The organism is Cryobacterium sp. Hh7, assembly GCF_004403155.1.
Lineage (GTDB): Bacteria > Actinomycetota > Actinomycetes > Actinomycetales > Microbacteriaceae > Cryobacterium > Cryobacterium levicorallinum.
Genome location: NZ_SOHG01000007.1, coordinates 1 through 12,705 on the forward strand (window position 1 = coordinate 1; position 12,705 = coordinate 12,705).

Annotated in this window: 11 protein-coding genes and 2 pseudogenes; 5 read left to right on the forward strand and 8 right to left on the reverse strand. The window is 65.7% G+C overall.

Features of this window, described 5'->3' with window-relative positions; genetic code table 11:
- Nucleotides 1-148 precede the first annotated feature (148 nt).
- Nucleotides 149-952 (forward strand): DUF1206 domain-containing protein, encoded by an 804-nt coding sequence (locus E3T43_RS00700; protein WP_134470944.1) that lies wholly within the window; start codon nt 149-151, stop codon nt 950-952.
- 27 nt (nt 953-979) lie between these two features.
- Here E3T43_RS00700 and E3T43_RS19610 read toward each other — a convergent pair.
- The 3 genes and pseudogenes from E3T43_RS19610 to E3T43_RS00715 all read right to left on the reverse strand — a co-directional run.
- A pseudogene (locus E3T43_RS19610) lies at nt 980-1,672 on the reverse strand (phosphatase PAP2 family protein); the annotation flags it as partial.
- A 26-nt stretch (nt 1,673-1,698) separates the two neighbouring features.
- Nucleotides 1,699-2,406, reverse strand: coding sequence for a phosphatase PAP2 family protein (locus E3T43_RS00710; protein WP_134470939.1), 708 nt, complete (start codon nt 2,404-2,406; stop codon nt 1,699-1,701).
- Nucleotides 2,400-3,671, reverse strand: a complete 1,272-nt coding sequence (locus E3T43_RS00715) for a DNA polymerase ligase N-terminal domain-containing protein (RefSeq protein WP_241978748.1) — start codon at nt 3,669-3,671, stop codon at nt 2,400-2,402. Before E3T43_RS00715 ends, E3T43_RS00710 begins: the two co-directional genes overlap by 7 nt.
- On the opposite strand from E3T43_RS00715, the pseudogene E3T43_RS19125 reads away from it, so the two are divergent.
- Together E3T43_RS19125 and E3T43_RS00725 are read left to right on the forward strand one after the other, a co-directional pair.
- Nucleotides 3,643-3,807 (forward strand): annotated as a pseudogene (locus E3T43_RS19125) (Ku protein); the annotation flags it as partial. The gene E3T43_RS00715 and the pseudogene E3T43_RS19125 sit on opposite strands and share 29 nt — an antisense overlap.
- A 119-nt stretch (nt 3,808-3,926) precedes the next feature.
- On the forward strand, nt 3,927-4,397 hold the full coding sequence (locus E3T43_RS00725; RefSeq protein ID WP_134470940.1) for a hypothetical protein: 471 nt from the start codon (nt 3,927-3,929) through the stop codon (nt 4,395-4,397).
- On the opposite strand, the gene E3T43_RS19005 is transcribed toward E3T43_RS00725, so the two are convergent.
- Together E3T43_RS19005 and E3T43_RS00735 are read right to left on the reverse strand one after the other, a co-directional pair.
- A complete protein-coding gene (locus E3T43_RS19005; RefSeq protein ID WP_198414280.1) occupies nt 4,368-6,278 on the reverse strand; it encodes a M12 family metallopeptidase in 1,911 nt (636 codons plus the stop codon). The two genes, E3T43_RS00725 and E3T43_RS19005, sit on opposite strands and share 30 nt — an antisense overlap.
- Nucleotides 6,279-6,425: 147 nt before the next feature.
- Entirely contained in the window at nt 6,426-7,988 is a 1,563-nt protein-coding gene (locus E3T43_RS00735; protein ID WP_166791197.1) for a phosphotransferase, read from the reverse strand.
- Between the two features lie 243 nt (nt 7,989-8,231).
- Here E3T43_RS00735 and E3T43_RS00740 point away from each other — a divergent pair, with 243 nt between their 5' ends.
- Nucleotides 8,232-8,879 carry a GntR family transcriptional regulator gene (locus E3T43_RS00740; RefSeq protein ID WP_241978749.1) on the forward strand — a complete coding sequence of 216 codons (648 nt, stop codon included), beginning with the start codon at nt 8,232-8,234 and terminating at the stop codon, nt 8,877-8,879.
- Between the two features lie 87 nt (nt 8,880-8,966).
- Here the strand turns inward: E3T43_RS00740 and E3T43_RS18585 are convergent, their stop codons facing one another.
- The 3 genes from E3T43_RS18585 to E3T43_RS00750 all read right to left on the reverse strand — a co-directional run bounded on the left by E3T43_RS18585 (nt 8,967) and on the right by E3T43_RS00750 (nt 10,785).
- Nucleotides 8,967-9,107 (reverse strand): hypothetical protein, encoded by a 141-nt coding sequence (locus tag E3T43_RS18585; RefSeq protein WP_166788387.1) that lies wholly within the window; start codon nt 9,105-9,107, stop codon nt 8,967-8,969.
- Nucleotides 9,108-9,280: 173 nt separating this feature from the next.
- On the reverse strand, nt 9,281-9,784 hold the full coding sequence (locus E3T43_RS00745) for a GNAT family N-acetyltransferase (protein ID WP_134470942.1): 504 nt from the start codon (nt 9,782-9,784) through the stop codon (nt 9,281-9,283).
- A gap of 44 nt (nt 9,785-9,828) precedes the next feature.
- Entirely contained in the window at nt 9,829-10,785 is a 957-nt protein-coding gene (locus tag E3T43_RS00750; protein WP_241978750.1) for an ornithine cyclodeaminase family protein, read from the reverse strand.
- Between the two features lie 106 nt (nt 10,786-10,891).
- Between E3T43_RS00750 and E3T43_RS00755 the strand changes: the two genes are divergently transcribed.
- Nucleotides 10,892-12,610, forward strand: a complete 1,719-nt coding sequence (locus E3T43_RS00755; RefSeq protein ID WP_134470943.1) for an AMP-binding protein — start codon at nt 10,892-10,894, stop codon at nt 12,608-12,610.
- Nucleotides 12,611-12,705 lie beyond the last annotated feature (95 nt).

Consider the following 12,705-nt stretch of genomic DNA (forward strand, 5'->3'; position numbering starts at 1 on the left):
AGGCATCGAGGCCCCAAGCTTGACCGCGCCCAAAACCCCGAAAGAGGATCGCGCCCAAATCAAGAATTCTTCAGAGGCCGACCGGTGGATTCAGGCTAAGAAATATTTCTGCACGCGACGGCGTGTGTCGACCTAGGCTGAGCCCGTGATGAATTCATCGGCGACACACATCGCTCGCGACGCGAGCAACAGTTCGGCACTGCAACTGCTGGCACGGCTGGGGTTCGCCGTCAACGGGCTGCTGCACATCCTGATCGGGTCGATCGCGATTACCGTGGCGATCGGTGCGGGCAGCGGCTCCGCCGACCAAAGCGGGGCACTCGCCCAGCTGGCCTCGAGCCCGGGCGGGGTGTTTTTGCTGTGGATCGTCGTGGTCGGCATGTTCGCCCTCGGGCTGTGGCTGGTCGTCTCCGCATTCGTGATGCAGGGCGAGCCCAAACGAAAATGGGCGCGTCGTCTGGCCAACATTGCCAAAGCCATCGTTTATATCGCCTTCGGCGTCACGGCGCTGACCTTCGCCCGGGGCGGTGCGTCCAGTTCGGCCGGCAGTACGCAGAGCGCCAGTTCGTCGTTGCTGTCCTCGCCGGGCGGCGTCATCGTACTGTTCCTGGCCGGTGTGGCCGTGCTCGGCGTCGGCGGCTATTTCATCTATAAGGGTGCAGCGCAGAAGTTCCGGTCAGACCTCGCCGTGCCGGGCGGATCGGCCGGCCGCGCGGTCGTCGCCCTCGGAGTTGTCGGCTACGTCGCCAAGGGCATTGCGCTCGCCGTAGTCGCGATCCTCGTCGGCGTCGCCGCGGTCACCAATGATGCCAGCAAATCCACCGGGCTCGACGGAGCGCTCAAGGCGCTCGCCGCTCTGCCGTTCGGAACCATTGCCCTGATCCTGATCGGCGTCGGACTGATCGCTTACGGCCTGTACTGCTTCGTTCGCGCCCGCCGCGCCCGGTTGTAGTCCGCGGGACGCATGGCGTGTGTCCCAGGCGATCACCCCGCCGAGCACGACGAGCGAGATCGACAGTGAGGCGAGGGCATCCGTTGCCCAGTGATAGCCGAGATAGAGACGGCTGATCGCGGCGACCACGATGCAGAGCGCCGCGATGCTGAACCCGATGATGGCGGCACGCCGACCGGGGCGCCGGGACACGACCAGGTAGGTCAGCACCAGTACGAAATCGGCAGCACCGAGAACGTGCCCCGACGGAAACGAGTACGAGTGGTCGGCGCCGAACAGCATCAGCTCGATCGGTGGGCGGCTGCGGGCGATGAGCGGCGCCAGAATCTGCGCCAGAATGACCCCGGTGAGCATGGCTATGGCGAGTAGGAGCGGTCGCCACGCGTGCTTGCCCCAGACCCCCCAGACGACGGTCAAAACCAGCACGATGATCGGCAACGCGACCGGCCCGAAGATGATGGCCAGACCGATCATGATCAGCGTCAGGGTCGGTGAGCGGTTGTCGACGAGCCACTCGCGAACGGGCGAATCGTAGAACGACGACCGGTCCGGTTGCAGCACGTCAATGAGCACGCCGATGAAGAGCAGGATGCCGACACCGGCCAGGGCGATGGCGGTCAGGTGCAATTGCCGACGCGTGGCCGTGGACAGCGGCCGGGCGTCGACGAGAAACTTTCCGTAGCGGGTGCGCCACACCGTTGCGGACCGGATACCGCCCATCTTTGCGTCCTTTCGGTAGAAGAGTGTCAGTGCCGTTTCAAATGTTCGGCGGCGCGCAACCGGCGTTCGCCGTCGAGTTTTGCCGCCAACGGCGCCCAGACTACAACGGCGATGCCCACGCCGAGCAGTAGGGCGCCGATCGTGTCGGTCAGCCAATGCGCTCCCAGGTAGGTGCGGCTGATCATCATGGCCAGAGTGTAGGCAGCTCCGAGTATCCAGACCCACCAGCGTGAAAAAAGGAGTGCGAAAATGGTGGCCATGACGGCCGCGTTTGCTACGTGCCCCGAGGGAAACGACCCAAAATCGACACTCACCAGAATGTCCTGGGGCCGGGTTCTCCCGAACAAATTCTTGAGCACCTGCACGGCGCCGCCGGTGAGTATCGTCGCTGCGAGGTAGAACCCGACCGCCCAATACTGCCGGGCCAGCAGCAGAACGCCCACGATCAGTGCGGGAATCAGCAGCGACGCCGTGAGCCCGAAGCCGAGGTAATTCAGCACCAGCGCTGGCGCGTCCAGGGCCGGCCCGCGAAACCGATCGATCCAGGCGAGCCAGGACCGGTCGATGGCGAGTGACCCGGCATCGATGGTGTCAGCGGTGCCACGCAGCAGCACCAGATAGCCGAGGGCGATTGTGAGAGCGAGCGCACCGAGACCGCTGATCAGCGGCCACCGACGCGTGATGCGTTTCGCGCGTGGTGTCGCCGATCCTTCCTGATGCCGATGACTCACCATGGGGTAATGCTAGATCGCGCGTACATCATTCGGTGACAATTTCGCCCGGGGTCTTGTCGGGACGCCAGCCTCACCAGGACGGCTGACGCAGCCGGCCGGTCGCGGTCGGCGAACCCGGTGCCGACCCGGCCGACGTAGCGCAAGGCCCCGTCGGTGGGAACCCCGAGCAGCAGTGATCCGATCATGCCTGACCGGTTTCCTTTGCCGGGTCGCCAGCCGCCGACTACGACCTCCTGGGTGCGGAAGTGTTTGATTTTCACCCAGTCTCGCGTCCGGCGCCCCGCGCTGTAACGGCCATCTTGTCTTTTGGCCATGATGCCTTCGAGCCCGAGCAGGTCGAACAGCATGAACTGCACCGGAGTCTTCTTCGCCGCAGCGGCCACCTCCCGCGGCTCGGTCAGCCTCAGGCGTGTTTGCAGCAGCCCGAAATCGGGGCGTCCGCGCGGGTCGACGGCCACGATCTCGCCGTCGAGCACCGCGGCATCCGTTTCGGTGGTGGCCAGCGCGGCGAGCAGATCGGTCGTGAGATCGGGATAGGACACGGTCACATCGTGCCCGTTGCGGGTGACCAGACGCACGCCCTGCTCGGCCGGGGAGACGTAGGCGAGCGCCCGCATGCCGTCCCACTTCATCTCGAACGCCCAGTCGTCGTCGCCGAGGTCGGCTGCGGAGCCGGCGGCGGCGAGCATGGGGGAGTAGGTGTTCTTGGGTGGTGCGTGACCCATCTGCCCGGCTGTCGGGCGGGCGTTGGTGTGTGAACCGCCAGCCCCGTCGCGTGGCTTCATCCGGTGAATCAGCCAGTTGTTCGCCGACCCGCGTCCGGCGCTCGTGCGAATCAGGGCGAACCGGGCGGTGCCGCCGAGTCCGGCGTGGGGTTCGCCGTGCAGAGTCACGATCACGTCGTCGTCGCGCCATTTTTCGAGGTCGTAGTCGCCGCGATCCCAGATCGAGACGTCGCCGGCACCATATTCTCCAACCGGAATGTTTCCTTCAAAGCTGCCGTATGCGAGCGGATGGTCCTCCACGTGAACCGCAAGCCGGTTCTGGGTCGGCGACACCGGCACGCCGCGCGGCAGAGCCCACGACACCAGCACCCCGTCGTGATCGAGGCGGAAATCCCAGTGCAGGTTGCGGGCGTGGTGCTCCTGAATGACAAAACTCTGCCCGGCGGTCTCGCCCGGATGCAATTCCGGAACGGATGCCGGCACCGGCGCCGGTGTCTTGCTCGCGTCCCGCTTGTCGCGCATCTGGACCGGTGCGATCACCTTCGGACTCGTCAACGTGCCCGTCAAGGTGTACAGCGCCACCGAAGATCACGACGTCTCGCTGCACCAGGTGCACGATGCCGATGGGGGACGCATCCGCTATCAACGTCGCTGTGAAGTGTGTTCCAAGGTCGTTCGTGGCGCGTTGCGCTGGGGTTCTGGCCAGGCGCTAACTCCCGCGTACTGGCGCAAGTCCCGCGCGGCACGCTGCCGCGGCGACGAGCACGATGTTCGGGGCGGTGGCACCATGGCGACATGCCAGAACACACCGACAGGGACGCCACCGTCACCGGCGTCATCGAATTCGCACCGGGGGAGCGTCCGACCGGACCGTTCACCGTGACGGTGCTGATTGAAGACGTGTCCAAAGCGGATGCCCCGAGCACCATCGTGGGCCACTCCCGCACCGAGATCCCCGCGCTCGCCGCGGACACGAACTCCGATGCCGCTGCCGGGTTGCCGGTGACCGTGACCGTGCCTGCGGACGCGCTGAAGGGCATCCGTCTGCTGAATTTGCGCATTCATGTGCGGGAGGGATCCCCGGACACAGAAGTGCGCCAGAAGTCCGATTCGCGCGAACCCCTGGCGCACGTCGCGGCCGGGGAACGGCCCCAGCCTGACTCGGCCATTGAACGCCCCGACATCACCGAGGGGGATTTCGTCTCGACGCAGTCCCACCCGGTGCTGCCGAAGGGGTCAGTCCGTGTCCCGGTTCAGCGTGTCTGAACCGGCACGCACTTCGGCCTCGTCGAACGACGTGATCACGCCGCCGAGGCTCTCATAGCCGGTGAGCGATGGACCCCACGCAGCGCCGTTGAACCACTTGTGGAACAGTGCGCTGTTGGTGCCGGTGAGGAACACGTCCAGCCGGCCGGGTGCCCAGGACACGACGCGCGGCTGCGAGGTGGCGATGCCGCCCATGTTTTCGTAGCCGAGCACCGAGGGCCCCCACGCGTTGCCGTCGAACCACTTGTGATACAGCGCACTGTCGGTGCCGATCACAAACAGATCGAGCCGGTTCGGTCCCCACGAGACGGCCTCGGGTTCGCCGACGACAATGCCGCCGAGCCGCTCGAAGTCGTTGACCGACGGACCCCAGGCCGAGCCGTTCCACCATTTGTGGTACAGCGCACCGTCGGTGCCGGTCACGAAGATGTCGAGTCGGTTCGGACCCCAGGTGACGACCCGCGGCGCCGAGGTGCAGACCCCGCCGAGACGCTCATACCCGGTGAGCGACGGACCCCAGGCTGAACCGTTCCACCATTTGTGGTACAGCGCCCGGTCGGTGCCGATCACGAACACGTCGAGTCGGTTCGGGCCCCAGGAGACGACTTCGGGCTGGCCCACAATGATGCCGCCCATGTTCTCGTAGCCGGTGACCGATGGGCCCCACGCTCCACCGAACCACTTATGGTACAGCCCGTGGTCACTGCCGACGACAAAGACATCGAGCCGGTTCGGTCCCCACGACACCACGCGCGGGTCGCCGAGAATCACGCCGCCCATGTACTCGTAGCCGGTGACCGATGGCCCCCAGGAGCTGCCGTTCCACCACTTGTGATAGAGCGCGCTGTCGGTACCGGTCACGAACAGGTCGAGCCGGTTCGGCGACCACGCGACCGCCTGCGGAACGCTCTCGGCAATGCCACCCATGTTCTCGTAGCCGGTGATCGAGGGACCCCAGGCTCCGCTGAACCACTTGTGAAACACGGCCCGGTTGGTACCGAGCACGAACGCATCCAACCGGTTCGGACCCCACGACACCACCGGGCTCGAACTGGCCCGTACGGTTTGCGGATACATGAGGTTGACCGCGGCGATATCACCGGCCGATAGCGCGGTGCGCTGACCGATCTGCGCTCCGGCCTGCACCGGGGTGATCGTCTCAAGCCCATTCTTCGAGAACGCGGTGCGCGGATAGTGCATGATCGAGCCGTAGTCATACCCACCGACATCGTCACCGTCGACGATGTGCTGGTCGAACTGGCTCTCCATACCCGACTCAATGTTGGCCACGTTGATCGTCACGAAGGCGTTGCGATCCTCCCGACTCTGTTCGTGCCAGAGCCCGACCGCGTGGCCGATCTCGTGGATCGCGTTACCGGTGCTGCAGCCGGTCCCCAAACTGACGGTCTGCATGCCGTTACCCTGCATACCGAGCATCGACCAGCATCCGCCAGAATCGCTGAACTCGATGAAGTTGGAGAATTGACCCGCATTGGCCGCCGTGCGTTCGGTAAAGCGGATGGGAGTGCTGGCCTCCCAGTGGGAGATCGCGTCGCGCACCCGCTGCTGGTTCGGCAGGGCGGCGTTGATCCGAAACGGAACGTGGGCGTTCGGCCATCGAAAGCGCGCGCCGGTGATGGCCACGCCGCGGGCACGACCGTCGTCGTGGCTTTCGGCATCCTTGGTCTGCTCCAACTCGGCGACCGTGCCCAGCACAATGTCACCTTCGAAGACGGCCAGATTGTTGACCTTGTAGTAGACCACTTCGGTTGGCCCGAAGGTGACGCCGGAGATGAAACCGGATGCCGATTCGCCCGCTTGAAATTCACCCTCACTAACGAATTTCTGGTCGCCCCCGGGGCCGGAAATGTTTTCTGCCATGGAACTACTCCCTGTGTGCTCTGTCCCTTGCTGGCACTGTGCCGGAACGCGCGTCAGGCTACGCCGCCGGGCGTTATCGGAGCGTTACTCGGGGCCGGTGGACGGGGTCGCGCCCGGCGGCCCACCGTTAGGCATTGCGCACCACGATCAGTCCGGCGTGCCGACCAGCCGTTCGATCGCAGCGAGCGGGATCGGCAGCCAGGCGGGTCGATTGCGACTCTCATAGACGGCCTCGTAGAGAGCTTTGTCGAGTTCGAAGGCCTCGAGCAGGGCAAGCTGCTCGGCCAGTTTGAGGCCGGAGCGTTCCGCGTAACCGTCGAGGAAAGCGCCACGGCAGGCCATTGCCCAGTCGGAAATAATCGGCAGATTCTTCGTCATCGCACAGGACGACGAACCGGCTGAGGTGAGGGTGACCGCGGCTTCGGCCGTGGTCGCCGTCATCGCGCCGGACACGTAGGAGAAGGATCGCAGCATGCCGGCGACGTCGCGCAGCGGGACATCGGGCCGGGTGCGTTCCCGCAGAGTGCGCAGCGGTTCACCCTCGAAATCCAGCAGCACCCAGCCGCGGCCCTGCACGTCGAGAACCTGCCCGAGGTGAAAGTCACCGTGGATGCGCTGGAGTCTGGGCCACGCCGCGAATTCCGCCCGGGCAAACACCGCTTCGATGGCGCTCTGGTACTTGGCCAACAGCGGGACTTCACGCAGGGTCTGACTGCAGCGCAGTCTCATCTTGGCCATTTCCTCGGCAATGACTTCGGGGCTCGCCTCCAGGGTCGGCAGGGTGCGCGCGAGATCGTGGTGCACGTCGGCGGTGGCCTGCCCCAGCCGGAAGGCCGGGCCGGTGAAATCACTGCCCGCGGCGGCGGCGATCAGGGCCGTGCGCCAGGCATCCGGTGCATCGGGCAGAAACTCCTGGGCAAATGCCAGGTGGCCGACCGCTCTTTGGCCTGGTTCGGCCGGATCGTCCCACTGGCCGAGCACGGCACCGAACGGCAGCGGGATGCGAGTTGAGCCGGCACCGGCCAGCGCAGCCTGCACCGTCACATCCGGATTCTCTCCCGCATGAATAATGCGGAAGACCTTGCAAATAATCGGCACCGCTGGCGCTCCGGTGGCGTCGACGCGCTCCACGATGATCGAGGTATTGGATTGCTCTCCGCTGAGCACCCGACTCGATATGACGGTTGCGGCCGTCGTACTGGAAGGGGCGGTGGAGCGCGGGCGCAGGTCCTCGCCCCGCGCGCTGGCGGCGGAGCGGTCGGTCGCCGCTGGTTTGGTGGACGCGGACACGTCCTGCCGCTCCATGAATGCCAGCAACGCGGCAGCGAAGGCGGGATCGTAGGCGGCATCGTAAATGTAGCGGGCGTTGAGCGAGCCCGGTTGGCGCACGGTGATCAGGGCATTGTCGGCGCCGGGCAATTCCTCGAAGCGTTCAGTGGTCGGCAACTGGTACAGCGTGAGGGTGAGGCTCGCTGTGTCGAGCACGAAATCGACGCGGATGGTGACTCCCGGCTCGGCGCAGTCGAGGGCGAAATGCCCGATGCTGCGCAACGCGGGAACTCGCCCCTTGTTGCCGAACCAACGCTGCGTCGACACCCAGGCATTGACGTAGCTGGGCAGGGGGGTGCCGCGATGGTTGGGGGCGAGGTCGGCGGTGTTGTGGGGCTGCGAATCTCGGTCTGGACGGTGAGCGCTGTCTCCATCGATCATGCCGCCAGCGTAGCGTCCCAACCGGGATTCTGCCGGCGCGCCCGAGGACCCGAACTTGGGGCTTGCGGTAGCCTCTGTCAAGCCCCCTAATCGGGATTTCGTCGATCGGGCGACAATTTCGGCGCCCCAAGCTACAATTGTAAACAATGGACAGCGCGGTGGGGCGCATTCAGATGATTCTAGACATCCATTCGAGAAAGAACCGTGCAGGGTATGCCCCAGCGATATTCATTGGAACCTGTCGTGCAGGAGTCCACTCCGTCGATCATCGCTCGCAAACTGCGCTACGCGATCGCACGCGGCGAGGTGGCCCCGGGGTCGCAGCTCGGCGAGGCCGAGCTCGCCCGTGAACTCGGCGTGAGCCGGGGCCCGTTGCGGGAGGCCATGCAACGGCTGACGCAGGAAGGCCTGCTGGTGAGTATCCGTAATCGCGGTCTGTTCGTCATTGAAATGACGGATGCCGAGATTCGCGACATGTACGTGCTGCGCACCGCCATCGAATCGGCGGCCTGCAAGCTGCTCGTGCGCGCTGACCACGTAGCCGCCGGCAAGGAACTGCTGACCCAGGTATCCGAGATGGAGAATGCTGCCGCCATCGGCAATCGTGCCGCCATGAGCGACGCCGACATGGCCTTTCATGAACGCCTCGTCGCCCTGAGTGGCAGCCGCCGCCTCGCGCGCATCCACAGCACCCTGATGACGGAGACCCGGATGTGCCTGACCGTACTCCAGGACTCCTATCGGGTCGACGGGGAGTGGATCGCGGAGCATCGAGGTATCGCCGAGGCTGTGTTCAACGGCGACGGGCCGCTGGCCGAGAGTCGGCTCAGCGACCATGCCGAGGCCGCGCTGGCGCGACTGACCGACTCGACGGCATCCATTTCGGTGTGACCGGCATTTGAATGCCCGGACCTTTGAGGTCCGGCACAGTCGTTCCAAGCCGGCACCTTCGCCGTCTTGTTCCCGGAGGCGAACGATTTAGGCCGAGGCGCGCGCCGCGAGGATGACGTGGGGCAGACTGGCCGGTTCGACGCGGATGCTGGTGCGCTCGCAGCCGGTGCACTTGAGGACGTAGAGCGGAAGGGTGATGCGCAGGGCCTGCGCGGGGTTGGGTTTCAAATCAGCGGGTGACTTGCAAAACGGGCAGGTGAGTCGCATCGCGGGGGTTTCCCTTGGCTCAGTTCTGCGCAAGCGGTAGCTCGCGTCAGATCGACCATAGGGTGTTCCGTGTTTCTCTGCTGCCCCTTGAATTCGCCGCCAAACTGTGTATAAAGAACAGTCTGGCCGCACCGCTAAACGGATGCCGCGAGCAGGCTCACGACGACGGTGTCATCCTTCGTCGACAGCTGGCCGACCTCGGCGAACCCGAGGCGGCCGTGGAACGCGAGGGATCCCGGATTCGGCGGTTCGAGGTTGACCTCGCACAGCACCTCGGCGAGCAGCTCGCGGCGGGCCGCACCGAAGATGGCGTCGTAGAGCACCTGGCCGAGCCCCTGCCCGCGAAAACCGTCGGCCACGACGATGCGGTCGACGTAGAGAAAATCGGTGGATCGTTGGGAGAACCAGCGGTAGTTCTCGCTCGCGTACTCGGCGCCGGCGACAAAAAGGATGGCAAAGCCGAGTACCTCGGCGGCCGCATCGTCGTCGGCGACTACAGCGACCGCGAGGTGGCTGTGTTCGACCAGCGCGGCCAGTGCCGGCGCATCCAGCTCATTGACTGCGGGAACGGCGGCATTGTTGAGCGCGAGCAGGCGCGGCAGGTCGGCGGCAACGAGGGAACGAATCGAGTAGGTCACCCATTAACGATAGGCCAACGCCCTGGCCCGCGAACCACGGGCCGCTACGCCTCCGAGCGGGCTCCGGCCCGGTACACGGCGCTCGCGATGACGAGGTCTTCCCACGACATCCCGGTGCTCTTGAAGACGCGCGGACTTTCCGCCGTGACGGCGACGGTTCCCGTCACGATGTCACGCAGCGGCACGAGCTCGTGCGGGGCGATGACACCCTCGGCCACCGCGATGATGACGTCGCCGGCCTCCCGCTGCGCCGTGGCCGGGTCTTCGACGACGACCTGCGCTCGGGCGAGGAGCGCTGAGTCGAGCTCACGGGCATCCGTTTCGTGCGAACCGACGGCGACGACGCAGCAATCGGCGGGCACCAGGCTGCCGTCGAACAGCGGAGTACGCGCGGTGGTGGCGCAGACGATCAACTGGGCCGTTGCCACGTCAGCGGCCGTGCCGACCTGGACCGGCAGGCCGATCGCGGTCACCCGGGCGGCGAACAGCTCGGCGCGGGGCTGGTCTCGGGCCACGATCGTGACCCGGTCGATTGAGCGGATGGCCCGCATCGCCTCGATATGCCCCCAGGCTTGCGGCCCCGAACCGAACACCACCAGGTGCTCCACGCGGTCCGGAGCCAGGTAGTCGGCGGCCGCGGCCGACACGGCCGGGGTGCGCAGGGTCGTGATCGCGGCGCCGTCGAACAGCGCGATCGGCGTGAGCGTCAGGGCGTCGAGCAGCAGATAGACGCCCTGAATGCGCTCCCGACCAAGGGCCGGGTTGCCCGGCGCGACCGACGCGATTTTGATGCCGACGAACTCCGCGGCCTCGGTGGGCATGAGCAGCAGCTGGCCGTTCACGACGGGCAGCACCTGCCGGGCGAAATCCTGCGCCGGATCGAGCCCGGTGGCGAGCGCGTTCTGCACGGCTCGCACCGCCGCACCGTAGTCCACCCGCTCAAAAATCTCTTCGGCGGTGACCATGGTGGTCGGAGCGGGTCTGGAGCTTGTAAATGTCATCCGTCGCAGACTATCGGGCGGCCTGCGTCCGCAGCACTGCCAGAATGGACTGTCGCCGTTTCAGCCTGGCGACACGTTTCACGGTGGCAAGAGGAGACAACGGCGTATGACTCACCAGGTGAGCACGACCAAACCGAGCACGGATAGCTACCGGGCCGCACGCGACCAGTTGCTGGCGCTGCGCAACGATCATGCCCGTGCCGCGCAGGAGTTTGAATGGCCCGACGTGGGGGAGCACTTCAACTGGGCCACCGACTGGTTCGACGTGCTCGCACGCGGCAACGACAAAATCGCTTTGTGGATCGTCGAAGAAGACGGCAGCGAGCAGAAGTTCAGTTTCGCCGAGATGGCGCAACGCTCCGACCAGGTGGCCACCTGGCTGGCCCGGCAGGGCGTGCAGCACGGCGACCACGTCATGCTCATGCTCGGCAACCAGCTCGAAATCTGGGAGGCGATGCTCGCCATTATGAAGGTCGGCGCGGTCATCATGCCGACCAGTGCCGTGCTCGCCGCTCATGACCTGACCGACCGGGTGCTTCGCGGCGGCGTCACCCATGTGATCGCGAACTCGTCCGATGCAGCCAAGTTCGACGATGTTCCCGGCGACTACACCCGCATCAGCGTCGGCGCCCCGCGCCCCGGGTGGGCCGACTTCGCGGACGCCTACGCGCTCACCCCGGAACCCATCGCGACGGTCGTGGCATCCGGTGACCCATCGCTGATCTACTTCACCTCCGGTACGACGAGCAAGCCCAAAATGGTGCTGCACTCGCAGACCTCCTACCCGGTCGGCCACCTGTCGACCATGTACTGGCTGGGCCTTCGCCCCGGCGACGTGCACCTCGCCATCAGCTCGCCCGGCTGGGGCAAGCACGCCTGGAGCTGCTTCTTTGCCCCGTGGATCGCCGAGGCGACCGTATTCGTCTACAACTACTCCAAGTTCGCTCCCAGCGCCCTCATCGCCCAGCTGCATCGAGCGAAGGTCAGCACGTTTTGCGCACCGCCGACGGTCTGGCGCATGCTCATTCAAGCGGATGTCGGCCCCCGGCCGGCCGCCCTGCGCGAGTTGCTCTCCGCCGGGGAACCGCTTAACCCCGAGGTCATTCGGCAGATCGACAACGGCTGGAAACTGACCATCCGCGATGGCTTCGGCCAGACCGAGACCACCGCCATCGTCGGAAACGGTCCCGGATCGGTGCTGAAGGCCGGGTCGATGGGCCTGCCCCTACCCGGCGTCTCGATCAAGCTGCTCGACCCGATCACCGAACTGCCCGCCGAGGAAGGTGAGATCTGCCTCGACCTGTCGACGAGCCCGGTCAACTTGATGACCGGCTACCACGGCGAACCCGACCTTACCGCGCACGCCATTCGCGGCGGTTTTTTTCACACCGGCGACGTCGCCGCAGTGGATGCCGACGGCTACCTCACTTTTATCGGCCGCACCGACGACGTGTTCAAGTCGAGCGATTACAAGGTGTCGCCGTTCGAGGTGGAGAGCGTGCTGCTCGAACACCCCGCGGTCGCCGAAGCCGCCGTGGTTCCCGCGCCCGATGCCACCCGGCTGAACATTCCCAAGGCGTATATCCACCTCGCCCCGGGCTGGGAGCCGACGGTCGAAACGGCCGAAGCCCTGCTTCGGCATGCCCGTACCGGCCTGCCCGCTTACATGCGGGTGCGCCGGGTGGAATTCTTCGAGCTGCCCAAGACCATCTCCGGAAAGATCCGCCGGGTCGAACTGCGCGAGCGCGAAGCCGACGCGGCAAAAGCCGGCACCCGGCTGCCGAATGAATGGCGCGACGACCAGTTTCCGGGGCTCACGCGCTAGGAGTCTGCTGAACAACTTTGGGTGTGGTTTCGCCTTTTTTAAGGCGCGCCTGCCGGGGGTTGGCTCGTGGTCGTTAAGACTGGGGTGATGCAGGG

Excerpts from the sequence above, each read along its gene's own strand:
- E3T43_RS00755 (WP_134470943.1), top strand. The coding sequence starts at position 10,892 with ATGACTCACCAGGTGAGCACGACCAAACCGAGCACGGATAGCTACCGG.
- E3T43_RS00700 (WP_134470944.1), top strand. The coding sequence starts at position 149 with ATGAATTCATCGGCGACACACATCGCTCGCGACGCGAGCAACAGTTCG.
- E3T43_RS00725 (WP_134470940.1), top strand. The coding sequence starts at position 3,927 with ATGCCAGAACACACCGACAGGGACGCCACCGTCACCGGCGTCATCGAA.
- E3T43_RS00750 (WP_241978750.1), bottom strand. The coding sequence starts at position 10,785 with ATGACATTTACAAGCTCCAGACCCGCTCCGACCACCATGGTCACCGCC.
- E3T43_RS00735 (WP_166791197.1), bottom strand. The coding sequence starts at position 7,988 with ATGATCGATGGAGACAGCGCTCACCGTCCAGACCGAGATTCGCAGCCC.
- E3T43_RS00710 (WP_134470939.1), bottom strand. The coding sequence starts at position 2,406 with ATGGTGAGTCATCGGCATCAGGAAGGATCGGCGACACCACGCGCGAAA.
- E3T43_RS19005 (WP_198414280.1), bottom strand. The coding sequence starts at position 6,278 with ATGGCAGAAAACATTTCCGGCCCCGGGGGCGACCAGAAATTCGTTAGT.